The sequence below is a fragment of the Jatrophihabitans fulvus genome, from assembly GCF_054781375.1.
The window spans coordinates 118,175-141,488 of sequence record NZ_BAAGUN010000007.1 but is presented as its reverse complement, the minus strand read 5'-3'; the positions used below and the strand labels follow the sequence as shown (position 1 = coordinate 141,488).

Genomic DNA, 23,314 nt, shown 5'->3' with positions numbered 1-23,314 from the left:
GGCCCCGTGGGGCCGGCCGCGGTGACCGGGAGGTCAGACCTCTTCGACCGAAGACGGCTCGAACCTGCGGGACAGGTCGATGCCGAGCTCCTCGGCGGCGCGGTAGACGTCGTCGTCGGTGTCGCGCATCTCGACGGCGGTGCCGTCGGAGCTGAGCACCTCGACGTTCAGGCAGAGCGACTGGAGCTCCTTGAGGAGCACCTTGAACGACTCCGGGATGCCGGGCTCCGGGATGTTCTCGCCCTTGACGATCGCCTCGTACACCTTGACGCGGCCGAGGATGTCGTCGGACTTGATCGTCAGCAGCTCCTGCAGCGCGTAGGCCGCGCCGTAGGCCTGCATCGCCCAGCACTCCATCTCACCGAAGCGCTGGCCACCGAACTGCGCCTTACCACCCAGCGGCTGCTGCGTGATCATCGAGTACGGGCCGGTCGAGCGCGCGTGGATCTTGTCGTCGACCAGGTGGAGCAGCTTGAGGATGTACAGGTAACCCACCGAGATCGGCTCCGGGAACGGCTCGCCACTGCGACCGTCCATCAGCCGGGCCTTGCCGCTCGCGCCCACGAGCTGCTGACCGTCCCGCGTCTTGAGCGTGGAGCTCAGCAGGCCGGTGATCTCGTCCTCCTTGGCGCCGTCGAAGACCGGCGTCGCCACGTTGGTGTCGGGATCGCCCTTGCGGGCGTGGTCGCCGAGGCGCGCGGCCCACTCGGGGTTGCCCTCGATGTCCCAGCCGGTCTTCGCGACCCACCCGAGGTGCGTCTCGAGAACCTGGCCGACGTTCATGCGGCTGGGCACACCGAGCGGGTTGAGCACGACGTCGACGGGCGTGCCGTCCTCGAGGAACGGCATGTCCTCGGGCGGCAGGATCTTGGCGATGACGCCCTTGTTGCCGTGACGGCCGGCGAGCTTGTCGCCGTCCTGGATCTTGCGCTTCTGGGCGATGTAGACGCGGACGAGCTCGTTGACGCCGGGCGCCAGCTCGTCGCCGTCCTCACGGCTGAAGACGCGGACGCCGATGACCTTGCCGGCCTCGCCGTGCGGCACCTTCAGCGAGGTGTCGCGCACCTCGCGGGCCTTCTCGCCGAAGATCGCGCGCAGCAGCCGCTCCTCCGGGGTCAGCTCGGTCTCGCCCTTGGGCGTGACCTTGCCGACGAGGACGTCGCCGGGCACGACGTCGGCGCCGATGCGCACGATGCCGCGCTCGTCGAGGTCGGCCAGGACCTCCTCGGACACGTTCGGGATGTCCCGCGTGATCTCCTCGGCACCCAGCTTGGTGTCACGGGCGTCGACCTCGTGCTCCTCGATGTGGATCGAGGTGAGGACGTCGTCCTGGACGATGCGCTGGTTGAGGATGATCGCGTCCTCGTAGTTGTGGCCCTCCCACGGCATGAACGCGACGAGCATGTTCTTGCCGAGCGCCATCTCGCCCTCGTCCGTGGACGGGCCGTCGGCGATGACCTCACCGATCTCGACGCGGTCGCCCTCGTCGACGATCGGCTTCTGGTTGTAGCTGGTGCCGTGGTTCGAGCGCGCGAACTTGGCGAGACGGTACGTCTGGTGCGTGCCGTCGTCGGCCATGATCGTGATGTAGTCGGCCGAGAGCTCGGTGACCACACCCGCCTTCTCGGCGGTGACGACGTCCGCGGCGTCGACGGCGGCGCGCAGCTCCATGCCGGTGCCCACGAGCGGGGCCTCGGAACGCAGCAGCGGCACGGCCTGACGCTGCATGTTCGCGCCCATCAGGGCGCGGTTGGCGTCGTCGTGCTCGAGGAACGGGATCATCGCGGACGCGACCGACACCATCTGGCGCGGCGAGACGTCCATGTACTCGACCTCGTTGCCGTCGATGAGCTCGACCTCGCCGCCCTTGCGGCGGACCAGCACCTTGTCCTCGGCGAAGTTGCCCTTCGCGTCGATGACGGCGTTGGCCTGCGCGATGACGTACCGGTCCTCCTCGTCGGCGGACAGGTAGGCGATCTCGTCGGTGACCTTGCCGTTGTCGACCTTGCGGTACGGCGTCTCGACGAAGCCGAACGCGTTCACCCGGCCGTAGGAGGCGAGCGAGCCGATCAGGCCGATGTTCGGGCCCTCAGGGGTCTCGATCGGGCACATGCGGCCGTAGTGCGACGGGTGGACGTCACGAACCTCCATGCCGGCGCGGTCGCGCGACAGGCCGCCCGGGCCCAGCGCCGACAGGCGACGCTTGTGGGTCAGGCCGGCCAGCGGGTTGGTCTGGTCCATGAACTGCGACAGCTGCGAGGTGCCGAAGAACTCGCGGATCGACGCGACGACCGGCCGGATGTTGATCAGGGTCTGCGGCGTGATCGCCTCGACGTCCTGGGTCGTCATCCGCTCGCGCACGACGCGCTCCATGCGCGACATGCCGACCCGGATCTGGTTCTGGATCAGCTCGCCGACCGTGCGCAGGCGCCGGTTGCCGAAGTGGTCGATGTCGTCGGTCTCGTAGCCCTCCTCGCCCGCGTGCAGGCGGATGAGGTACTCGACCGTCTTGACGATGTCGTCCTCGGTCAGGGTGCCGGTCTCGACGGCCGCGTCGGTGCCCAGCTTCTTGTTCAGCTTGTAGCGCCCGACCTTCGCCAGGTCGTAGCGCTTGCCGTTGAAGAAGAGGTTCTCGAGCAGCGCCTGCGCGGACTCGCGCGTCGGCGGCTCGCCCGGACGCAGCTTGCGGTAGATGTCGAGCAGGGCCTCGTCGCCGGTGGCGATGTGGTCCTTCTCGAGGGTGGCCAGCAGCGTCTCGGACCACGAGAAGTGCTCGCGGATGCGGTCCTCGGTCCAGCCGAGGGCCTTGAGCAGCACGGTGACGGGCTGCCGGCGCTTGCGGTCGATGCGGACGCCGACGGTCGAACGCTTGTCGACGTCGAACTCGAGCCACGCGCCGCGGCTGGGGATGACCTTGACGCCGTACACGTCGACGTCGGACGTCTTGTCGAGCGTCCGGTCGAAGTACACGCCCGGCGAGCGGACCAGCTGCGAGACGACGACACGCTCGGTGCCGTTGATGATGAACGTGCCCTTCTTCGTCATCATCGGGAAGTCGCCCATGAACACCGTCTGCGACTTGATCTCGCCGGTGGTGTTGTTGGTGAACTCGGCGGTGACGAAGAGCGGGGCCGAATAGACCATGTCCTTGTCCCGGCACTCCTCGATCGAGGCCTTGACCTCTTCGAAGCGCGGGTTCGAGAACGACAGGCTCATGGAGCCCGAGAAGTCCTCGATCGGGGACAGCTCGGCGAGGATCTCCTCGAGGCCGGACTGTGCGTTGGGGTCGTCGCCGACCCGGTCGCGCCAGGCCTGGTTGCCGATCAACCAGTCGAACGACTCCGTCTGGAGCGCGAGGAGGTTGGGCACCTCGAGCGGCTCACGGATCTTTGCGAAGGAGGTCCGGGGCGGAGCACCGGGGATACCGGACCGGGTGGAGCGGGTGGACTTACCGGAGCGCGAGACTGCCAAGATGCGTCCTTCCGAGGACTCGATATGCGGCCTAACCGCGCTGCCGGACCGGCCCTCGCACCCTCGCGGGCGCGATGAAACAGGCCCTTGACGGGCCTCAGGCAGGAAGAGGGCAGCGCAAATAAGCAGAGTAGCGCGTGACAGCGCGCTGAGCAAACATGCCTGCAGCGACATGCCTGCAGCGACATGCCTCAGCGGCGGCGCCTTTCGCCTGCCTGCGGGGTACGAAGGACCGGCCTGCACGGCGGCCCGGGGCGCGAGCCGTGGTTGAACTGTGCCCCGCGATGCGGCCCTCGTCAAGCGCTGCGGACCCCCGCGTGTTGCGCCCTCGGCCCTGAACTGCCGGGGGTCGGCGCCGGCCGATAGGGCGGCCGGGGGCCCGGGAAGACTGCGCGTCCACCACGCGACCGGGCGGTGCGGGTGTGGTGCCGGTGCCGGTGCGACGCCGTCAGCAGGTGGCGGTGGCGTCGTTGCCGAGACCCGAGACGGTCCGCAGCCGCGACACCTTCCAGCTGCCGTTCTTCTCGGTGAGCGTGGCCACGGCGGCGAACGGATCGACCCGGCCGTCGGGCACACCGGTGCGGGTCTGGTTGACCTGCCCGTACAGCAGCACGTCCCACTGGGCGCCGTTCGGCGACACGCACTCGATGCCACCGGTCTCGATGCGCACCGTCTGGCTGGCCTTCAACCGGGGGGCGTTCTTGGCGATGACCGTGTTCACCGTCGTCAGGTACTGGCCCGTCAGGGCTCCCGTCGTGCAGCGCTTCGCCGTCGCCCGGGTCGCGGCGATGTCGTCGTAGCGGTAGCTGTTGAGGGAGGCGACGCAGGTCTTGGCGGCGGCGAGCACGCGCTCCCGCGCCTGGTTGGACGTGGTGTCGGGGCCGTCGTCACCCCCGACGAGGCGGACGACGACCAGGCTCGCGAACACCACCGCGGCCACCGCCAGCGCCACGGCGGGGACGTAGGCCGCCCAGTAGGGAAGCGACACGCGGCGCGGCCCGTCCGCAGCGTCGTCGGAGTCGGTGCGGCGCGATGCGGCCGACGACGGACGCTTGGCGGGTTTCGCCGGCTTCCGGGTCGCTGCGGTCTCGGCGGTCGCCGACCCGGCGGCCCCGGACCGTCGCTTCGCGAGCGCCACCGGGCGGGTCTCGTCGTCGCCCCCGGCCGCGGATGTGCCGTCGTCCGCACTGCTGCCCGCAGCGGCGGCCGCCGACGTCGTGGTTGCCGCGGCGCCGATGCGGCGGGCGCGGGAGGTGACCGAGCGCGTCCGCGGCGGGACCGACGGCCTGCTCGTGGCGGCGGCCGCGGCCTCCCCCTCCGGGGCCTCCGTCTCCGGGGCCTCCGTCTCCGGGGCCTCCGTCTCCGGGGCCTCCGTCTCCGGGGCCTTCGGCGCTGTCGTCGCGTCGGGCGTCGTCGCGTCGGGCGCCGCCGACGCGGCTGTGGCCTTCGTGGCCGGGGTCTTCCTGGCCCGCGTGGTGGACGGCGACGTCGAGGCGCCCCGCGTGGTGGACGGCGACGTCGAGGCGCCCTTCGCGGTCACGCCTGTGCTCGCCGGAGCCTTCTTCGCGGCCCTGGTGGCCGCCGCCTTCGTCGGTGCCTTCTTCGCAGTCTTCTTCGCAGTCTTCTTCGCCGGAGCCGCGGACTCCTGGGGGGCGTCGGCGGTGGTGGCGGCGTCCGCCGACCGGGGGGTCGTCCTCGCCGTCCTGCGGGCGGCGGGCGTCCGGGAGGTGTTCGTCCGCGCCGGCGTGTCGGGTCCGGCGTCCGTGGCGGGTGTGGTGTCGTCCTGGTCGCTCATCAGCGGCTCGACGACGTCGTCGGGGCGGGCGAGCGCGGGGTGCTCGTGGCCGGCGTCCGCGGCGCCGTGCTGCCGCTCGTCGTGCCCGAGCCGCTCGACGCGCCGCCGGTGCCCGGCAGCGCCGCCCCGCCCGATTCCGGACCGCCGGTCACGCCGATGTTCTTGAGGTCGGCCGCCAGCCACTTGCCCTTCTTCTTCACCACGGTGACGAGGGTGTTCTGCTGGGCGGACGGCACCACGAGCTGGTCGGACCGGTAGCCGTTGAAGCTGACGAGCACCAGGTAGCCGTCGACGTCGTCGTCGTCGACCGGGCCGACCAGGGCCGTGTGGAGCACCTTCGCGACCAGATCGAACTTTCCGTCGACGAGCGTCTTGCGGTACGTCGCCTTGTTCCGGCTGAACTGGGTGGCCAGATCGCCGGTCAGGCCACTGACCGCCCGGTTCCAGTCGGCGTCGAACCGCGAGCGCCGCAGGCTGGAGATGTTGGCGACATCGGTCTGCGCGGCATTGATCGCGGCCGTCTCGTCGGCCGTGAAGGTCCGCGCGCTCGCCGCTTTCTCGTCGGTGTCGACGAACAGGAAGGCCAGCAGGGCGGCGACGAGAGCCACGGCGGCCAGCACGGTCGTCACGACCGGCGCGAGCACGCGTCGCGACGGAGCCATGCGGCGGCCTTCCTCTCCGGACGCGGCGTGCCGGAGCACGCGGTGGGACGATCGCCCACCCTACGTCGGGGGGCGTTGAGAACTAGCGCAGCGACGCTGTGAGGAGCGACTTCCAGCTGTCCTCGGTCGAGCTGCCGCGCTGCAGCGCCGTGTCGACCTGCAGCATGTCGGACGTGATGGGGCGCGGGTAGGCACGGTTGCCCCCTGCGGTGCTGATGGGATCGCCGCCGGGCACGTTCGCCGAACCGCGGACGTTCGTGCCGCTGCTCGCCGGCGCGGTGCAACGCGCCGACGTGTTGGGCTCCTGCGGGCTGATGTCGGCGGGCTGACGCCGAGGGCCGACGTACCCCTGACGGTTCTGCTTGGGGTCGCCGCAGTCTGGCGGGTCGTTGGCGACCGACCGTCCCTTGGTGTCTGCGAGCACCAGACCCAGGGCGCCGACCTTCGTACCGGGCACGAAGGGGTTGTCACGCAGCACGCTCTGGCCGCCGGCCGCCAGCGCGGGGTAGAGCTCGAGCACCTGTTCCACGCCGGGCAGCTTGGCGACGATGATGTCGCCGACCGTGACCAGGTTGGCGAGCAGCGCGCCGAGGTCGGTGCGGTTGTCCTCGATCAGGTTCTGCACCGTGGTGAGCGCGTCGGGTCCGGTGTCGAGCAGGCGCCTGATGTCGGGGTCGCTGGCCTTGAGCTGCGCCGAGAGCAGGCGCAGGTTGCGGGTCCACTGCTTCAGCGAGTCACCGGTGTCGAGCTGGGTCTGCAGCACCGTCGAGGAGTTCTCGATGAGGGCGATCGTGTCGGGCAGGTTCTTCGTGGCGTCGTCGAGCAACAGGCTCGACGAGTCGAGCAGGCTGGCGAGATCGTTGCCCCGCCCGTCGAACGCCTTGCCGAGCTCGGACACCGTCGTGCGCAGGTCGTCGAGCGGCAGCGACTTGAGCAGCTGGTTGAGGTTGGTCAACAGCACGTTGGTCGGCGTGGGGATCGACGTGCGGCTCTGCGGGATCAACGAGCCGTTCTCGAGGTACGGCCCCTTGTCCGAGTCGGGCGTCAGGTCGATGTACTGCTCGCCGACGACCGAGCGGTTGGCCACCCGGGCATCGGTGTTGGCCGGGATCTTCGTCTCGCTGCAGTCGTCGAGGTCCAGATCGACGCGGATGCCGTCGTCGCGCAGGTGGATGCCGCCGACCTGCCCGACCGTCACACCGCGGTAGGTGACCTCGGCATTGGTGAAGATGCCGCCCGAGTCCTTGAAGTCGGCCTGGGCGGTGCACGAGTCGCCGAACAGGTTCTTGGCGAGGCCCACGTACTCGGCCGACACGTACGACACCCCGACCAGGGTGATGATCACGAACAGGATGAGCTGGATCTTGGTCGATCGCCTCAGCACGCCCGGCTCACCGCCCCGTGTCGATCAGGACGGGTGCCGGCAGCGGCACCTCGCGGACGCTGGAACCGGAGCGACCGGAACGCGTCGTCGGCGCTCCGGAGCGGGCCGGCTTCGACGACGCGGAGTTCGAGGTCGCCCCGACGTTCGTCACCGGACACAGGGCCTTGTTGATGCCGCACAGCGTGTCCTGGAGGTTCAGGTTCAGATACGCGTTCAGGTTGGCGTAGTCGCCGCGCACGAACTCGCGCGACGCGCCCAGCGGGAACGGGAACGTGCCCAGGATGCGCAACGACTTCGGCAGGTAGTCGCCGCTGGCCCGCAACTGCTTGAGCGTCGGCGTGAGCGCCTTCAGCGACGTCACGAGGTCCGTCTGCGTGCCGTTGATGACGCGGGTGGCGACGCCCCCGAGCCGATCGAGGCTGCGGAGCAGCTTCACGAACTGCGGACGCTGCTGCGCGAGGATGCGCAACGCCTGCGGGTAGGTGTCGAGGGTGTCGATCAGCACCTGCTTCTGGCGGTTCAGCGTGCGCGCCAGCGTATCGATGCGATCGAGCGCGGTGGTGATGTCGGTCTTCTGGCGGTTCAGCGTGCCGACGAAGGTGTTGAGCTGGTCGAGCAGGTCCCTGATCTGGGGCTCGCGGCCCTTGAGCGCGGTGACGAGTTCCTGACCGATGACCCGGATCTGGCGCAGGCCACCTTCGTTCAGCAGGAGCGACAGGGCGCCCAGCACCTGCTCGACCTCGGCGGCCGACCGGGTGCGGCTGATCTTGATCACCGACCCGTCGTGCAGCTTGGTCTTGCTCGCGTCGTCGGCGGGCGGGTCGAGCGAGACGTACTTCTCGCCGAGCAGCGAGGTCTGCGCGATCTCGGCGGTGGCGTTGGCCGGCAGGTCGACGGAGTCGTTGACGTCCATCGTCACCTTCGCCTTCCAGCCGTCCAGCTGGATGTCGGTGACCTTGCCGACCGCGACGTCGTTGACCTTCACCGCCGACTGCGGCACGAGGTCGAGGGCGTCGTCGAAGTAGGCGGTGACGCTGAACGGGCTGTCGCCGAGGTCGGCTCCGCCGGGCAGCGATGCGCCGTACAGGCCGGTGAACCCGCACCCGCTGAGGAACAGGGAGCCGGCCGCGGCCGCCGCGAGCACGAGCTTGCTGCGTGTGCGCCTCATGTCACCCACCCTCGATCAGGCCGGGGACGAGCTCTCCCAGCGAGCCGAGCAGACCCGTCGCGATCTGCTGGATCTTGTCGCTGCCGAGCAGCTTGGTGAGATCGGGACTGCCGTTCACCAACGAGTCGCAGGTCGACACGATCGTGTCGGTCAGCGGGCCGAGGAGGTTGCCGATGGGGCCGAGCTTCTTCAGCGTGTCGGTCGCCGACTTGATGATCACGCAGACCTGACCGGGGTCGACCAGCGAGGCGAGGTTGCTGCGCGTCGCGATGACGCCGATGTTCGGCTGGTAGGCGTGCACGATGTTGGCCAGGGCGACCGGGGCGACGGCCAGCGTCTCGGTGAGGCCGGCCTTCTGCCGGACGAGCACGTCGGTGACGTCGCGCAGGCCGCTGACGTCCTTCTTCAGGACCGAGGCGTTCTTCTTCACGAAGGCGTTCACGTCGTTGAGCGCCAGTCCGAGCAGCTTGAGCGCGGCACCCAGGTCGCTGCGCTCGTCGGCCAGGAAGCCGGACACCGACGCGAGCTGCTGGTTGAAGCGACGCACCTGGGAGTCGCTCTCGTTGAGTGCGTCGGTGAACTTGCGCAGGTTCGACACCGTGCCGAACAGGTCCTTGCGCCCGTTCGCCAGCGTGCGAGCCGCCGCGGACAGGTTCGAGATGCTCTGGCCGAGCGCGGTGCCGTTGCCCTCGAGGTTGGCGGCACCGACCCGGATCAGGTTCGACAGGGCGCCGTTGCTGTTCGCGCCCTTCGGCCCGAGCGCTGTCGACAGCGTGTTCAGCGCCTTGTAGATGTCGTCGAGCTCGGCCGGCCCGCCGGTGCGGTCGAGCGGGATCTTCGCTCCGTCGGCGAGCTTGGGGCCCTTGCCGCTGTAGGCCGACAGCTGGATGTAGCGGTCGCTGACGAGTGAGTTCGCAACCTCGACCGCGGTGGCCTTGGCGGGCAGGTCGTACTGCGAGTCGTACTCCATGCCGACCTCGACGTACGCGCCCTTCGGGTGGACGGAGGTCACCTCGCCGATGTTGACGCCGAGCTGCCGTACCGGCGTACCGGTGTAGATGCCGACCGCGGCGGTGAAGCGGGCCGTCACCTTCTTGGTGTCGTCGCCACTGAGGAAGTAGTACAGCCCGCCCGCGACGACGGCGAGCACGACGACGACGGCGACGACGCGGGTCAGGTTCTTGGTCAGGGCCTTGCCGGAGAAAGCCATGGTCAGCCCCCTCCCAGCAGGTTCTCGAGCAGTCCGCCGGCGACGGAACCGTTGAAGTTCTGGATGTAGTTGTCGAACCACCGGCCGTTGCCCACGACGTTGTTGAACAACCGGTAGAACGGCCCCAGCAACTGGACGCTGCGCTCGAGGTTGTCCTCGTTCTTGCGCAGCAGGGTGATGAGCTCGTCGAGGTTCTTCAGCAGTGGGTTGAGCGTGGCCTGGTTGTCGGACACGAGCCCGCGCAGCTGCGTGGCGAGGACCTGCGTGTTGGTGAGCAGCGAGCGGATCGCGTTGCGGCGGAAGTCGAGTTCCTGCAGCAGCAGGTTGCCGTCGCTCAGGATCTTCTGCAGGTCGGCGTCGCGGTCGGCCAGCACACCCGTGACCTGGTTGGCGCGCGCGAGCAGGGTGCGCAGCTGCGTGTCGCGCGAGGAGATGGTGTTGGACAGCCGGGACAGCCCCTGCACCACCGGTCCGACGTACTTCGGCGTGCCGCTGAAGTCGTCGGACAGCACGCCGAGCGCCTTCTGCAGCTGCTTGGTGTCGATCTGGTCGATCGTGTCGGTGAGCTTCGAGAAGGCGGGGTAGACGTCGAACGGTGACGTGGTGCGGCTCGTGCCGATCGTCTCGCCCGGGTCCTGGCTCTTCGAGCCCACCGAGTCGATGGACAGGTACTTGGCGCCGAGCAGGGTGCGCAGCTTGATGTCGATCGTGCTCTGGTCGCCCACGAAACCGTTCTTGACGGTGAAGTGCACCGTCACGGTGTCGTTCTTGACGCTGACGTCGTCGACCTGTCCGACGCGGACGCCGGCGATGCGGACGTCGTCGTCGGCCTTGAGGTTGGCCGACTCGGTGAACTGCGCGGTGTACTGCGTGCCGCCGCCGATCAGCGGCAGCGACTTGGCGTTGAAGGCCGCGAACAGCAGCACGAGGATGAACACCAACCCGATGGCGCCGATCGGCGTCGGGTTGCGCTGCGAGAACGACTTGCCGATCTTGGGCGCCTTGCGCGTCTGCAGCGGTGCGGTGTCGTCGCTGTGCTCCGGACGTTCGGTCTGCTCGCTCATCACCCGCACCTCGACCCGTTGCCGAGCTTGGTGTTGGGGATGGGGATGGCCGCCACCGAGGTTCCGTCCGCCTTCTTGCCGATCGACAACTCACCGGACAGCGAGCACAGGTAGAAGTTGAACCAGGAGCCGTAGGACGCCGTGCGGATCAGCCCCGCGACGGTCGGTGGGATCTGGGTCAGCACGAACTGCGTCGTCGACTTGTTGCGGTTGAGGTTCGCGACCAGACCGTTGAGCTCGATGATGTCGCTGCGTAGGGGCGCGCGGATCTTCGTGAGCAGCCCGGCCGTGGACGTGGTCAGGTCGTTGATGCCGTCGAGGGCGTTGCCGATCGTCGTGCGGTCCTGCGCCAGACCGGAGATGAAGTTGCGCAACTGCACGACCAGCTGGGTCAGCTCGGCGTCGCGCTGGCCCACGGCGTCGAGCACGGACGACAGGTTGTCGATGACGCTGCCGATCACCTTGTCCTTGTCGGCCAGCGCGTTGGTGAGCTCGGCGACGTTGGCGAGCAGGTTCGTCAGGCTGCCCGACTCCCCCTGCAGCGTCTGGATGATCTCGTACGACAGCTGGTTCAGCGTCGACGCGTCCAGGCCCTGCGTCAGCGGCTGGAATCCCTGGAAGAGCACGGTGAGGTCGACCGCCGGCGCCGTCTGGCTCAGCGGGATGGTGCCGCCGGCCTCCAGCATCTTGTTCGACGCGCCCGCGCCGCGCTCGACGTCGATGTAGCGCTGGCCCACGAGGTTGCGGTACCGCATGGTCGCCGTGGCGGTGGTGGGCAGCGGCCGCGACTTCTGGACGCTGAACTCGACCTCGGCGACGCTCTGCTGCCGCCCCTCGTCACGCTTGAGGATGGTGATGCTCTGGACGGTGCCGACCCGGACGCCGGCGATGCGCACGTCGTCGCCCTCGTTCAGGCCCGTGACGTCGGAGAAGATCGCCTTGTAGTTCGCGGCGTCGCCGAAGGAACGGTTCGCGATGGTGGCGGCCAGCACGAGCGTCGTCAGCGTGGTGACGACCAGGAAGATGATCAGCTTGATGAGCTGCGGGACCACGCGGGTCATTTGACGACCACCTCGCTGCCCCTGAGCAGAGGTCCGGCCAGCAGGGTGGCCACGCCCGGCACCTTCGTGGGCGCGGTGCCCAGGTCGGAGGCGATCAACGAGTTGACCTGCGCGTTCTCCTGCACCGAGTTGAGCGACCGCATGCCGTTGGCGGACGGGCCGCGCTGGGCGCAGGCGTCCTCGGTCAGCGGCGCACCGTCGTTGACGCAGCGGTACGTGCCGGGGATCTGGAAGTTGCCGGACGAGTCCCGCGGCGTGGGGTTGTCGGGCAGGCCGAAGCAGTTGGGGCCGTACCCGGTGATGAAGCGTGGCTGGTTGCCCGGCACGTACTTGCCCTGGTTGCTGGTGTCGACCGTCGCGCTCAGGTGGATCTGCTTGTCGTAGATGATCTTGTTGGCGTCGTCGGCCAGCTTGTTCACACCCTCGAAAAGGCAGGGGAACTCGGGCGAGTACTCGGCCAGCAGCGGATAGATCTTGGCCGTCTGCCCGGTGACGCGGATCAGCCGAGACGCGTTCTGCTCGAGGAAGCCGGCGATGACCGTGGACGCGCTGGTGCCGGTGGTCCACAGCTCGGACAGCTGCTGCTGCTTCTCGGTGATCGTCCGCACCGAGGTCTGCAGGTTCTTCAACGTGTCGAACAGGTCGGGCGCGACGTCGTTGTAGAGCAGCGCGACCTGGCCGAGCTTCTTCAGGTCGGCGACCAGCTTCTCGGTGTGCGGGTTGAGCGCCTTGATGTAGGTGTTGGCGTTGACGAGCGTCTCGCCGAGCTTGTTCCCGCGACCCTTGAGAGCTGTCGCGACCGCGGTCAGCGTGGCGTTGAGCTCGGCCGGCTGCACCGCCGTCAGCACCGGGAACAGGTTGTCGAGCACGGTCTGCGCCTCGAGCGCGCCCTTGGTGCGGTCCTGGCGGATGACGTCGCCCTCGCCGATCGAACCCTGCGGCTTGTCGGGCAGGATCAGCGCGATGTACTGCTCGCCGAACAGCGTCTTCGGCAGGATCTGCGCCGACACGTTCTTCGGGATCTTGCTGACCATCTCGGGCATGAGCGCGAGGTCGACCTTGGCGCCGCCGTCGCCGGTGGCAGTGATGTCGTCGACCGACCCGACGATCAGGCCGCGGACCTTCACATCGGAGTCGAGCAGCAGCTGATTGCCGATGCGGTTGGTCTCGAGAGTGACGTCGACGGTCTTGGTGAACACCTTCGCGTAGATCGCGATCGAGAGCGACACCAGACCGACGGCGATGACGATGAACATGACGCCCAGCAGCCGGCGCTTGGCGACCTTCGCGAAGGATTCCTTGGCCATGTCAGCCCGCGATCCGCACGTTGGTCGTCGATCCCCAGATGGCGAACGACAGGAAGAAGTCGACGACGATCACGGCGATGATCGCGAAGCGGACGGCGCGGCCGACCGCCACGCCCACGCCCGCGGGGCCACCGGAGGCCGTGTAGCCGTAGTAGCAGTGGGTCAGGATGATGATCACCGCGAACACGAGCACCTTGAAGAACGACCAGATGACGTCGACCGGTGGCAGGAACAGATGGAAGTAGTGCGAATAGGTGCCTGCCGAGTCGCCGTAGTAGTAGACGACGATCACGTACGACGCGAGGTACGACGACAGCAGGCCGATGATGTAGAGCGGGATGACCGCGATGAACCCCGCGATGATGCGGGTGGTGACGAGGAACGGCAGGCTGGGCACCGCCATCACCTCGAGCGCGTCGATCTCCTCGCTGATGCGCATGGCGCCGAGCTGGGCGGTGAAACCGCAGCCGACGGTGGCCGACAGCGCGATGCCCGACTGCAACGGCGCGATCTCACGGGTGTTGAAGAACGCGGTGATGAATCCGGAGTACGAGGCGACACCGAGCTGCTCGAGGGCGGCGTAGCCCTGCAGGCCGACCTCGGTGCCGGTGAAGAAGGTCAGGAAGGCGATGACGCCGACGGTGCCGCCGATGATCGCGAGCGCGCCGCTGCCGAAGACGACCTCGGACAGCAGCCGCATCGTCTCCTTCTTGTAGCGGCGGATGGTGCGTGGCGTCCAGGCGAGCGAGCGGCCGTAGAACGACAGCTGCTCGCCCATGTTGTCGAGCGTGGCGAGCGGCACGGTGACCACCTTGCGCGCCGTGGCGACGATGTCGGTGGCCATCAGGTGCCCTTCGCCGGGACGACCTGGAAGTACACCGCGGTGATCACGAAGTTGACCGCGAACAGCAGCATGAACGTGATGATCACGGACTGGTTCACCGCGTCGCCCACGCCCTTGGGGCCGCCGCCGGCGTTGAGGCCCTTGTACGACGCGGTCACACCGGCCAGCAGGCCGAAGATCAACGCCTTGATCTCACCCGCGTAGAGGTCGGGCAGCTGGGCGAGCGCGCTGAAGCTCGCCAGATAGGCGCCCGGTGTGCCGCCCTGCAGCACGACGTTGAAGAAGTACCCGCCGGCCACGCCGACGACCGACACGATGCCGTTGAGCGCGAGTGCGATGAGCATGCAGGCGAGCACCCGCGGCACCACGAGGCGCTGCACCGGGGAGATGCCGAGCACCTCCATGGCGTCGATCTCGTCGCGGATCTTGCGGCTGCCGAGGTCGGCGCAGATGGCCGAGCCGCCGGCGCCGGCGATCAGGAGGGCCACGACGATCGGGCTGGCCTCCCGGATGATCGCGAGGACGGACGCCGAACCCGTGAACGACTGTGCGCCGATCTGGCGGGCGAGGGTGCCCAGCTGCAGCGCGATGACGGCGCCGAACGGGATCGTCACGAGGATGGTCGGCAGGAGCGTGACGCCGGCGACGAACCACGCCTGCTGGATGAACTCGCGCACCTGGAACGGGCGCTTGAACGTCATGCGACCGACGTCGAGGAAGAGCGCGAACAGCTTCCCGGACTGCCGGATGCCGCCGACCGGAGACAGAGAGGGCATGGACCTGCTATCCCCGCCCGGTCGGGCTCGGGTGGCGCTGCTCCTGGCCGGGCCCACCCTGCTGGCCCAGCCCGCCGTCGCCGTCCGAACCGTGGTGTCCGTTGCTGCCGCTGCCGTTGCTGCTGCCGTTGGCGTCGGCGGAGTTCGCGTCCAGGTTCTGCATGGCCTGCTCGACCTTGCGCTTGTGCGCGTCCTCGTCGGCCATCAACCGCTTGATCGCGTCCTGGGCGGCGTCGGGCAGCGTGTGCATCATGTCGAGGACGCGCTGGCGGCGGCGGGCGACGGCACGGCGCTCGGGCACGCCCGGCGAGCACTCCATCTGCGGCGGCACCCCGTCGACCTCTTCACCGCCGTCACGGTGGCCGGCGGCGAACATGGCCTGCTCGGCCGCGATCTGCGCGGAGTCCTTCTCCTCGGACATGCCGATCGGGCCGTTCATGTTGCCGTTGAGGAACTGCTTGATCACCGGCTCCTCGGAGGTCAGCAGCACCTCGCGCGGGCCGAACATGACCAGCTCGCGGCGGAACAGCATGCCGAGGTTGTCCGGCACCGTCCGCGCCATGTTGATGTTGTGGGTGACGATGAGGAAGGTCGCGTCCGTCTGGGCGTTGATGTCCAGGAACAGCTGGCTGATGTAGGTGGTGCGCACCGGGTCGAGGCCGGAGTCGGGCTCGTCGACGAGGATGATCTCGGGGTTGAGCACCAAGGCGCGGGCGAGGCCGGCGCGCTTGCGCATACCGCCGGAGATCTCGCCGGGCAGCTTGCCCTCGGCGCCGGCCAGACCGACCATGTCCATCTTCTCGAGGACGATGTCCTTGATCTCGCGCTCGGTCTTCTTCGTGTGCTCGCGCAACGGGAACGCGACGTTGTCGTACAGGCTCATCGACCCGAACAGCGCGCCGTCCTGGAACAGCACGCCGAACAGTTTGCGGGTCTCGTACAGCTTGGACTCGCTGCAGCGGGCGATGTCGACGTCGCGGATGACGATCGAGCCCTTGTCGGGCTTCAGCAGCCCGATCAGCGACTTGAGGAACACCGACTTGCCGGTGCCCGAGGGCCCGAGCAGGGCCGACACCTCGCCCGGAGGGAGGGTCAGCGTGACGTCGCCCCAGATGGTCTGCCGACCGAAGGACTTCGTCAGCTCGTGGACCGCGACCTCGACCCCCACAGACGCCTTCCTTCCTCGAACGCACGACCACACGGCGTCCCTGCTGTACCCCGGCGTGACCCGGCGCACACAGTGACCGACGCATCGATTAAACGAGACGTGTACCGACTGGTAACGAACCGGCCCGGCAAGCGTCGCACATTGTGCCCAGTTCCGCCCCTTGCCTGACGTAACCGTTACTCACTGTCCCGGTTTCTCCGCGAATGACCGGTGCGGACGGGTGGCCGAAACGGACAAAGGGGCCTCGATACGACCTCCGCGAGCGCGGCGCGACGCCCCGCGGCCCGCGTCACGCGGCCTCCGGCGCCCGCACACCCGGGCGACCGCGCTGGGTAGGGTTCGCCGCGACCGCGCGGGCCGTCCGGGCCCGCGCCCGCCGTGGAGGTGAGGTCCCGGTGCCCGACACCGATGCCGCGACCAGGCTGCGCACGTTCCTCGGCGCGGAGCCGCCGGCCGGCGTGCTCGACCTCGGCGACGCGCAGCAGGCCGCGCTGGCCGACCTGCTCGAGGACGCCCGCGTCCGCCAGGCCCGCAGCCTCGAGGAGGCGTTCACCGCCTCGCTCAAGCACGTCCCGTTCCCGGTGCGCGGCATCGTCAAGAAGGTGTTGATGGGATGAGCGCCGTCGGCAACCAGCCCGAGCTGATGAAGCTCGCCAAGACACTGGGCGTCGAGGTCGACGCCCTGGGCGTCGTCGCGGACCTGCCCGCCGGGGACCTCCGTGCCCTGCGCGCCCAGGTCGCCGAGGCCCTGTTCCAGGCCGACCGTCCCGCGTTCGCCCGGGTGGCGGCGCTGTCGAAGTCCGTCCCCACGGCCGTCGCGGCGAAGCTGACGCAGGCCACCCTGCCGCCGCTGCTGGCCGCGCGCACCGCCGAACTCATGGAGCCGCAGAAGGCGGTCGACCTGGTCGGGCGGCTCTCGGACTCCTACCTCGCCGACGTGTCCGCGGCGATGGACGCCGCCCGCGCGCCCGAGGTCGTCCGCGCGATCCCTCCGGAGAAGGTCGCGACGATCAGCGCCGAGCTCGCCCGCCGCGGCGAGTGGGTCGTCATCGCCGGGTTCGTGGGTGAGGTCGACGAGCCGGGCCTGCGGGCCAGCCTCGCGGTGTACTCGGGCGAGCAGCTGCTGCGCATCGGCTACGTGCTCGACGACCTCGGCCGCCTCGACGGCATCGTCGGCATGCTCAGCGAAAGCCAGCTCGAAGAGATCGTGGCCGCCGCCCCCGACGCCGGGCTGTGGCCGGAGCTCGTCGTCCTGCTCGAACACCTCTCCCCCGCGCAGCGGTCGCGGGTCGCCGGCCGCTTCGCGGCGGCGGACGACGGCGTGCGCGAACACTACGACGCCGCGGTCGCGTCGGGCCATCTCGACGCGGACGCGCTGGGACAGCTGACGTCGTGAACCCCGACGGGCGGACGGACGCCGGTCCCGTCCTGGTCACGGTGACCCGCGGCGGACGGGTCGAGTCCCGCCACCGCGGGTCGGTCGTCCTGCTCGACCCGTCCGGACCTGTGCTCGAGCTGGGTGATCCCGCGCAGCCGGTGTTCGCCCGGTCGTCGCTCAAGCCGCTGCAGGCCGCGGCGATGCTGCGCTCGGGCTGGACCCCGCCGGACGACCAGACGCTGGCGCTGGCGGCGGCCAGCCACGAGGCCGAGCCGGGGCACGTCGCCGTCGCCCGCCGCACCCTCGCGGCCGCGGGGCTGACCGAGGCCGACCTCGGCTGCCCGCCCGACCTGCCTCATCACCGCCCGGCGATGCTGGCGCTGGTGGCGGCCGGTGGCACTGCGGCCGCCGTCTGCCACAACTGCTCGGGCAAGCACGCCGCGATGGTCGCCACCTGCGCCGGCGTCGGCTGGCCGGTCGCGTCCTACCTCGATGCCGAGCACCCGCTGCAGGTGGCCGTCCGCCGGGAGATCGAGGACGCGTGCGGCGGCCCCATCGCGGCGAGCACGGTCGACGGCTGCGGCGCCCCCGCGCACGCGGTGCCGCTGCCCGCGCTGGCCCGGGGCTTCGCCGCGATCGCCTCCGCGCCGGCGGGATCGCCCGGGCAACGGGTGTATGCGGCCGTCAGGGCGCACCCCTGGCTGCTTGGCGGCACCGACCGGGCCGTCAGCGAGCTGATCGCCGAGGTGCCCGGGCTGCTGGCCAAGGACGGCGCCGAAGGTGTCTGGGCCGCGGCGCTGCCCGACGGACGGGCGATGGCAGCCAAGATCGCCGACGGCGCCGACCGCGCCCTGCCGCCCGTACTCGCCGCCGTCCTGCGGTCGTGGGGCTTCGACGGCCCCGCCGTCCGACGGTGGACGGACGTGCCCGTGCTCGGCGGCGGACGTCCGCAGGGGTCGATCAGCCCCTCGGACGAGCTGCTCGCCGCCCTCGGCCTGTCCTGACCCCTACCTCCCCGGGCCACGATCAGCAGTCCCCCGCCCGTTGACTGGCACGGTCCGGATCCGACTGGTGAGTTGAACTCGTCCAGTCAGCGCTCGTCCGAACCAGTCATCCCGGGAAGGTGCCAGTCGATCCCGCGGGTACGAACGCCGCGAGGGGCGGCCCGCGACCGGTGACCCGGTGCGGACCGCCCCTCGGCGGATGGTGCAGGTGTTACTTGACGGTGACCGTGGCGCCGGCGCCCTCGAGGGCCTCCTTGGCCTTGTCGGCGGTCTCCTTGTTGACCTTCTCGAGCAGCGGCTTCGGCGCGCCGTCGACGAGGTCCTTGGCCTCCTTGAGGCCGAGGCTCGTGAGCGTACGGACCTCCTTGATGACCTGGATCTTCTTGTCGCCGGCAGCCTCGAGGATGACGTCGAACTCGTCCTGCTCCGCGGCCTCCTCGGCAGCGGCACCCCCGCCGGCGGGGCCGGCGGCGGCGACCGCGACGGGCGCGGCGGCGGTGACGTCGAAGGTGTCCTCGAACTGCTTCACGAACTCGCTGAGCTCCAGGAGGGTCATCTCCTTGAAGGCGTCGAGCAGCTCGTCGGTGCTGAGCTTCGCCATGATGGCGTTCCTTTCTCTAATCGCCGGATGAGCCGGCTGTGGTCACTCCGCCGGCTCGGCGGATGCTTCGGGTGCGTCGTCCGCCGACACGGCGGGCTCCGCGGACGCGTCGGCCGCGGGTGCGGCGTCGGCGGGCTTCTTCTCCTGCAGCGCGGCCATGAGGCGGGCGAGCTGCGATGCCGGGGCCTGGAACAGACCGGCGGCGCGGGTGGGCAGGGCCTTCAGGCCGCCGGCCACCTTGGCGAGCAGCACCTCGCGCGACTCGAGGTCGGCGATCTTGCTGATCTCCGCGGCGCTGAGCGGGTTCCCGTCGAGGACACCGCCCTTGATGACCAGCAGCGGGTTCGCCTTGGCGAAATCGCGCAGGCCCTTGGCGGCCTCCACGGCGTCGCCCTTGACGAACGCGATCGCGGTCGGTCCGGTCAGCATGCTCTCGTCGATCGGCACACCGGCCTCGGACGCCGCCCGCTTGGTCAGCGTGTTCTTGACGACCGCGTACGTGGTCTCGCGACCCAGCTTGCGGCGCAGATCGCTGATCTGCTTGACCGTCAGGCCGCGGTACTCGGTGACGACGGCGGCGGTGGACGTCGAGAAGTGCTCGGTGATCTCGGCGACGGCGTCGATCTTCTCGGAGTTCGGCACGTGCTCCTCCTCTCGTTCTTGTCGGGCCGGTCGGCTCGGCGCCCCTGGAGAACGAGAAACGCCCCGGCGCAGGGCGCGCGGGGCGTGGGGGCGGCCGCAGCCGCACACGTACCGTGCCATCCTGCGCGGGTCGCTTCCGGCGCTCCGGAAGGCGTTCGGTCACGTGCGCGCACGTGACGACCAGCGGTCTTCGGGTGGATCGCGTCCCAGGCTACGCGGGCAGGTGCCGCCCGGCCAAATTGCCCCGCGGGAGACCGAAGTCGGCGACGAAGGTCGACAAGGGAGGGCGACCCACGGACAGCAGTGCGCGGTTGATGGCACTGGCCGCCTGCGTCGGCGTCAATGTGTCGTCGTCGCGCGCGAACTGGGTCAGGATGCCCGTGAAACTGAGGGCCTTGCCGACGCTGTGCGCGTATGCGGCGAGCTCGGCCCACTGGGTCGCTTGATAGCCCAGGTAGATCTGCGGCACAGCGGCCACGCCGGGCTGTGAGGCCAGTGTGATCATCTGCGCCGGCGTCCAGCCGTACGCGCAAGTTCCCGTACGCCAGCCCTTGGGACAACCGTCCGCCGACCCGATGAAGTACAGCTCAGGACCGGAGCCCGTGAGCGTCGCAGCCGACAGGTAGGACGATTCCCAGTCCAGCGCCTGGTGCTGATCGCTGACGAAACCCGCCTCGATGTCATTTGCGGCCCGAACGCGGACGTCGGCGCGCTGAAGCCGCTCGATCACCTGGTTCGCCCAGTCGGCGCCGCGGCTCGCGGGCGCGTAGTAGGTCGCTGGCTGGCCGGGATCCCAGGTACCCGCGCCACTGTTGTTCGTCCCGACCGCGACGATCGGCGACACCGGGTGGCCGGACACACCGAGGTAACCGGTGATGTACGCCTTCACAAGCTTGACCAGGTCCGCATACACGTAGGGCACCCGCTTCGAGGTGAGCGCCAGCGACACCCCGGGCGTGGACTTCGACAGCACCGGCGACGACACCGATTGCGCCCCGACATCAAGCAGGACGAAGGCGTATCCCGCGGTGGCGTCCTGCTGGCCGTACTCGGCCATGGTCATGAGGTCGCCATGGCCATGACCATCGTCGAGCGTCCCAGTCAAGCCTTCGAGGTAGCGCGCCGTCGCCTTCCCCGTCGGCTGGGTGTATCCGTTGCCCGGCACGTACCCGTCGATGTCGGCGATCACCGAGAGGGCCCGGGCCGAGAGGTTCTTGACCGCGAAGGAGCCGTTCGACGCCGTGGCGGCGACGACGACGTTGCCCTGGCTGGCGCCCGCGTCGAACTGCACGGCGGCTCCTCCGGCGCGAGCACCCGGCGCGGAGACCTGCAGCGCACCGGAGGCCGAGGGCGTGACCACGTGCAGCGTGACGAGCACCGCGCGGACTCCCGACCGTTCGACGCCGCCACGACCGCCGGCGGCGATCGTGCGGGTGCCGTTCGCGGGGATCGAGACCGTGGGCAGCCGGGTCTGCACCCGGGTCTGGAACGTGTCGGGCTGCTGGGCGAACCCCAGGTTCCAGAACCCGACGACGTCGACGCGGAGGTCGACGGTGCCCGACGAGACGTTCGTGATGACGGCCTTGCCGTCCTCGACCCGCAGCGGGACGAACGCCGAGACCGTCCGCCCGGCGGAGAAGGTGATGTAGCCGTAGCTGCTGACGCCGTACGCCGCCGACTCGTCCGACCGTCCGGCCGTGAAGGTCCCCGACTTCGTCGGCGACACGGCCGTGATGGTGGCGGCGACCGCGCCGGGCGTGGCCGGCAGGCCGCCGCGCCCGCCGAGGGAGACCGAGATCGACTTCCCCGCCGCGACCCGCGCCTTCTTCACGCCGAGCCCGGTGGTCGTGTCGACGAGGTGGGACGGCGTGACCGCCCGGTAGACGCCGGGCTCGGTGCTCGACGGTGCGCCCGAGCGGTAGTAGCCCGACACGTCGACGGTCACCTGGACGGTGCCCGACGTCGCGAAGTTGTGGACGGCGATGCGTCCGGACCGCAGCGGCACCACCGTGGTGGCCGTGATCGCCCGCTGACCCTTCGTGAAGGACACCGTGCGGGTCGTGGGATGCGTCGTGCCGTACGGGAAGGCGACCAGCGACCCGGTTCCGGTGGCGGACACCGCCGTCACCGTGAGGACGGCCGCGCCGACGCCGGTCGCCGGCACCCCCGACCGACCCGCGACCACGACGGTCATGCCACCGCCGGCGCGCACGGCGCCCTTCGGGTTCCCGGCCGCGCCGGTGCGGGTGTCCGCGACACGGGTCGGCGTGGCGAGAGCGACGTACGAGCCGGCGAGCGGAACGGTTCGGGCAGCGGCCGGGGCAGCGGCGACAACACCGGCCCCGGTGACGGCCAGAGCTGCCGACACGGCGACGCCCAGTGCCCGCACTGCTGATCGCATGGACCCTCCCGAGATCACGACGAACCCGCCGAGTCTGGCTTAAATGCCGCGGGAGCCCAATCCGCTGCCGGATCGGGCTCCCGCCGAAGTCTCAGGAGGAGGGCGTCACGCCGGGGCGACGGCGTCCTCGGTGAGGTTGCGCGTGCGGTTCACGTCGACCGGCACGCCCGGTCCCATGGTGCTCGAGAACGTCACCTTGCGCAGGTACCGGCCCTTGGCCGCGGACGGCTTCGAGCGCAGGATCTCGTCGAGCGCGGCCGCGTAGTTCTCGACCAGCTGCTCGGGCGAGAACGACGCCTTGCCGATGATCAGGTGCAGGTTGGCCTGCTTGTCGACCCGGAAGCTGATCTTCCCGCCCTTGATGTCGGTGACGGCCTTCGCCACGTCCGGGGTGACGGTGCCGGTCTTCGGGTTCGGCATGAGACCACGCGGGCCGAGCACGCGGGCGACGCGGCCGACCTTGGCCATCTGGTCGGGCGTGGCGATCGCGGCGTCGAAGTCGAGGAAACCGTCGGTGATCTCCTGGATCAGGTCGTCGCTGCCGACCTTGTCGGCGCCGGCGGCCAGGGCCTGCTCGGCCTTGTCACCGGTCGCGAAGACGATGACGCGGACGGTCTTGCCGGTGCCGTGCGGCAGGCTGACGGTGCCGCGCACCATCTGGTCGGCCTTGCGGGGGTCGACGCCGAGACGCATCGCGACCTCGACGGTCGCGTCGAACTTGGTGTTGCCCGCCTCGCGGGCGATGGTCGCCGCCTCGAGCGGCGAGTAGATCTTGCCGTCCTCGATGAGCTCGGCGGCCTTGCGGTAGGCCTTGCTGCGCTGTGCCATGAGTGTGTCTCTTCCTTGTCAGTGGTCAGGCGGACGCGGTGCGTCCTCCCACGAGTGCTGGGGGTCGGGGGGAGCCGGAGCGGCTCAGCCCTCGACGGTGATGCCCATCGACCGCGCGGTGCCGGCGATGATCTTCGCGGCCTGGTCGATGTCGTTGGCGTTGAGGTCCTCCATCTTGGCCTCCGCGATCTCGCGGACCTGCGCCATGGAGACCTTGGCGACCTTCTTGGTGTGCGGCTCGCCGCTGCCCTTGTCGACGCCGGCGGCCTTGAGCAGCAGGCGCGCGGCCGGGGGCGTCTTGGTGACGAAGGTGAACGAGCGGTCCTCGAAGACCGAGATCTCGACGGGGACGATCTGCCCGCGCTGCGACTCGGTGGCCGCGTTGTACGCCTTGCAGAACTCCATGATGTTGACGCCGTGCTGGCCCAGCGCGGGGCCGACCGGCGGGGCCGGGTTCGCGGCGCCGGCCTGGATCTGCAGCTTGATGACCGCAGCGAGCTTCTTCTTCGGTGGCATGACTGCTTTCTTCTTTCCTCGGGTGGTCAGGCGG

General features: G+C 69.7%; 20 protein-coding genes. 3 read left to right on the top strand and 17 right to left on the bottom strand.

From position 1 onward, the window contains the following. Positions 1 to 33: 33 nt before the first annotated feature. The 12 genes from rpoB to ACYVP9_RS20115 form a co-directional block, all read right to left on the bottom strand. Complete coding sequence (rpoB, locus tag ACYVP9_RS20170) at positions 34 to 3,471, bottom strand: DNA-directed RNA polymerase subunit beta (RefSeq protein WP_460606745.1); 3,438 nt, start codon at positions 3,469 to 3,471, stop codon at positions 34 to 36. 448 nt (positions 3,472 to 3,919) lie between these two features. Beyond that, entirely contained in the window at positions 3,920 to 5,266 is a 1,347-nt protein-coding gene (locus ACYVP9_RS20165; protein ID WP_460606744.1) for a hypothetical protein, read from the bottom strand. Next, positions 5,266 to 5,928, bottom strand: coding sequence for a hypothetical protein (locus ACYVP9_RS20160; RefSeq protein WP_460606743.1), 663 nt, complete (start codon positions 5,926 to 5,928; stop codon positions 5,266 to 5,268). Before ACYVP9_RS20160 ends, ACYVP9_RS20165 begins: the two co-directional genes overlap by 1 nt. A gap of 82 nt (positions 5,929 to 6,010) precedes the next feature. Further along, entirely contained in the window at positions 6,011 to 7,312 is a 1,302-nt protein-coding gene (locus tag ACYVP9_RS20155) for an Mce/MlaD family protein (RefSeq protein ID WP_460606742.1), read from the bottom strand. Positions 7,313 to 7,319: 7 nt separating this feature from the next. Beyond that, positions 7,320 to 8,480, bottom strand: a complete 1,161-nt coding sequence (locus tag ACYVP9_RS20150; RefSeq protein WP_460606741.1) for an Mce/MlaD family protein — start codon at positions 8,478 to 8,480, stop codon at positions 7,320 to 7,322. Between the two features lies 1 nt (position 8,481). Continuing rightward, a complete protein-coding gene (locus tag ACYVP9_RS20145) occupies positions 8,482 to 9,690 on the bottom strand; it encodes an Mce/MlaD family protein (protein WP_460606740.1) in 1,209 nt (402 codons plus the stop codon). 2 nt (positions 9,691 to 9,692) lie between these two features. Further along, on the bottom strand, positions 9,693 to 10,754 hold the full coding sequence (locus ACYVP9_RS20140) for an Mce/MlaD family protein (protein WP_460606739.1): 1,062 nt from the start codon (positions 10,752 to 10,754) through the stop codon (positions 9,693 to 9,695). After that, on the bottom strand, positions 10,754 to 11,815 hold the full coding sequence (locus ACYVP9_RS20135) for an Mce/MlaD family protein (protein ID WP_460606738.1): 1,062 nt from the start codon (positions 11,813 to 11,815) through the stop codon (positions 10,754 to 10,756). Before ACYVP9_RS20135 ends, ACYVP9_RS20140 begins: the two co-directional genes overlap by 1 nt. Beyond that, positions 11,812 to 13,122, bottom strand: a complete 1,311-nt coding sequence (locus tag ACYVP9_RS20130; RefSeq protein ID WP_460606737.1) for an MCE family protein — start codon at positions 13,120 to 13,122, stop codon at positions 11,812 to 11,814. Before ACYVP9_RS20130 ends, ACYVP9_RS20135 begins: the two co-directional genes overlap by 4 nt. Before the next feature lies 1 nt (position 13,123). Then, on the bottom strand, positions 13,124 to 13,900 hold the full coding sequence (locus ACYVP9_RS20125; protein WP_460606945.1) for an MlaE family ABC transporter permease: 777 nt from the start codon (positions 13,898 to 13,900) through the stop codon (positions 13,124 to 13,126). 65 nt (positions 13,901 to 13,965) lie between these two features. Continuing rightward, complete coding sequence (locus ACYVP9_RS20120; RefSeq protein WP_460606736.1) at positions 13,966 to 14,742, bottom strand: MlaE family ABC transporter permease; 777 nt, start codon at positions 14,740 to 14,742, stop codon at positions 13,966 to 13,968. Between the two features lie 7 nt (positions 14,743 to 14,749). After that, positions 14,750 to 15,910, bottom strand: coding sequence for an ABC transporter ATP-binding protein (locus ACYVP9_RS20115; protein ID WP_460606735.1), 1,161 nt, complete (start codon positions 15,908 to 15,910; stop codon positions 14,750 to 14,752). A 395-nt stretch (positions 15,911 to 16,305) separates the two neighbouring features. Here ACYVP9_RS20115 and ACYVP9_RS20110 point away from each other — a divergent pair, with 395 nt between their 5' ends. The 3 genes from ACYVP9_RS20110 to ACYVP9_RS20100 are packed head-to-tail and all read left to right on the top strand — an operon-like array spanning position 16,306 to position 18,292. Further along, the gene (locus ACYVP9_RS20110; protein ID WP_460606734.1) at positions 16,306 to 16,527 is read left to right on the top strand and encodes a hypothetical protein; all 222 of its coding nucleotides are present in this window, start codon (positions 16,306 to 16,308) and stop codon (positions 16,525 to 16,527) included. Next, positions 16,524 to 17,306: a magnesium and cobalt transport protein CorA gene (locus ACYVP9_RS20105; protein ID WP_460606733.1), complete on the top strand. Its 783-nt coding sequence runs from the start codon at positions 16,524 to 16,526 to the stop codon at positions 17,304 to 17,306. Before ACYVP9_RS20110 ends, ACYVP9_RS20105 begins: the two co-directional genes overlap by 4 nt. Then, entirely contained in the window at positions 17,303 to 18,292 is a 990-nt protein-coding gene (locus ACYVP9_RS20100) for an asparaginase (protein ID WP_460606732.1), read from the top strand. Before ACYVP9_RS20105 ends, ACYVP9_RS20100 begins: the two co-directional genes overlap by 4 nt. Positions 18,293 to 18,503: 211 nt before the next feature. Here ACYVP9_RS20100 and rplL read toward each other — a convergent pair whose 3' ends face one another. From rplL to rplK, 5 genes are all read right to left on the bottom strand, one after another. Next, positions 18,504 to 18,893: a ribosomal protein bL12 gene (gene rplL, locus ACYVP9_RS20095; RefSeq protein ID WP_460606731.1), complete on the bottom strand. Its 390-nt coding sequence runs from the start codon at positions 18,891 to 18,893 to the stop codon at positions 18,504 to 18,506. A gap of 42 nt (positions 18,894 to 18,935) precedes the next feature. Further along, positions 18,936 to 19,535, bottom strand: coding sequence for a 50S ribosomal protein L10 (rplJ, locus tag ACYVP9_RS20090; RefSeq protein WP_460606730.1), 600 nt, complete (start codon positions 19,533 to 19,535; stop codon positions 18,936 to 18,938). Positions 19,536 to 19,746: 211 nt separating this feature from the next. After that, on the bottom strand, positions 19,747 to 21,936 hold the full coding sequence (locus ACYVP9_RS20085; RefSeq protein ID WP_460606729.1) for a hypothetical protein: 2,190 nt from the start codon (positions 21,934 to 21,936) through the stop codon (positions 19,747 to 19,749). A 105-nt stretch (positions 21,937 to 22,041) separates the two neighbouring features. Next, positions 22,042 to 22,764, bottom strand: coding sequence for a 50S ribosomal protein L1 (gene rplA / locus ACYVP9_RS20080; RefSeq protein ID WP_460606728.1), 723 nt, complete (start codon positions 22,762 to 22,764; stop codon positions 22,042 to 22,044). 84 nt (positions 22,765 to 22,848) lie between these two features. Next, positions 22,849 to 23,280 carry a 50S ribosomal protein L11 gene (rplK, locus tag ACYVP9_RS20075; protein WP_460606727.1) on the bottom strand — a complete coding sequence of 144 codons (432 nt, stop codon included), beginning with the start codon at positions 23,278 to 23,280 and terminating at the stop codon, positions 22,849 to 22,851. Positions 23,281 to 23,314 lie beyond the last annotated feature (34 nt).

Coding starts and splice junctions, on each gene's coding strand:
- ACYVP9_RS20105 (WP_460606733.1), top strand. CDS start 16,524: ATGAGCGCCGTCGGCAACCAGCCCGAGCTGATGAAGCTCGCCAAGACA.
- rplL (WP_460606731.1), bottom strand. CDS start 18,893: ATGGCGAAGCTCAGCACCGACGAGCTGCTCGACGCCTTCAAGGAGATG.
- rplK (WP_460606727.1), bottom strand. CDS start 23,280: ATGCCACCGAAGAAGAAGCTCGCTGCGGTCATCAAGCTGCAGATCCAG.
- ACYVP9_RS20165 (WP_460606744.1), bottom strand. CDS start 5,266: ATGAGCGACCAGGACGACACCACACCCGCCACGGACGCCGGACCCGAC.
- rplA (WP_460606728.1), bottom strand. CDS start 22,764: ATGGCACAGCGCAGCAAGGCCTACCGCAAGGCCGCCGAGCTCATCGAG.
- ACYVP9_RS20130 (WP_460606737.1), bottom strand. CDS start 13,122: ATGGCCAAGGAATCCTTCGCGAAGGTCGCCAAGCGCCGGCTGCTGGGC.
- ACYVP9_RS20150 (WP_460606741.1), bottom strand. CDS start 8,480: ATGAGGCGCACACGCAGCAAGCTCGTGCTCGCGGCGGCCGCGGCCGGC.
- ACYVP9_RS20135 (WP_460606738.1), bottom strand. CDS start 11,815: ATGACCCGCGTGGTCCCGCAGCTCATCAAGCTGATCATCTTCCTGGTC.
- ACYVP9_RS20085 (WP_460606729.1), bottom strand. CDS start 21,936: ATGCGATCAGCAGTGCGGGCACTGGGCGTCGCCGTGTCGGCAGCTCTG.
- ACYVP9_RS20140 (WP_460606739.1), bottom strand. CDS start 10,754: ATGAGCGAGCAGACCGAACGTCCGGAGCACAGCGACGACACCGCACCG.
- ACYVP9_RS20160 (WP_460606743.1), bottom strand. CDS start 5,928: ATGGCTCCGTCGCGACGCGTGCTCGCGCCGGTCGTGACGACCGTGCTG.
- ACYVP9_RS20145 (WP_460606740.1), bottom strand. CDS start 9,690: ATGGCTTTCTCCGGCAAGGCCCTGACCAAGAACCTGACCCGCGTCGTC.
- ACYVP9_RS20125 (WP_460606945.1), bottom strand. CDS start 13,900: ATGGGCGAGCAGCTGTCGTTCTACGGCCGCTCGCTCGCCTGGACGCCA.
- ACYVP9_RS20120 (WP_460606736.1), bottom strand. CDS start 14,742: ATGCCCTCTCTGTCTCCGGTCGGCGGCATCCGGCAGTCCGGGAAGCTG.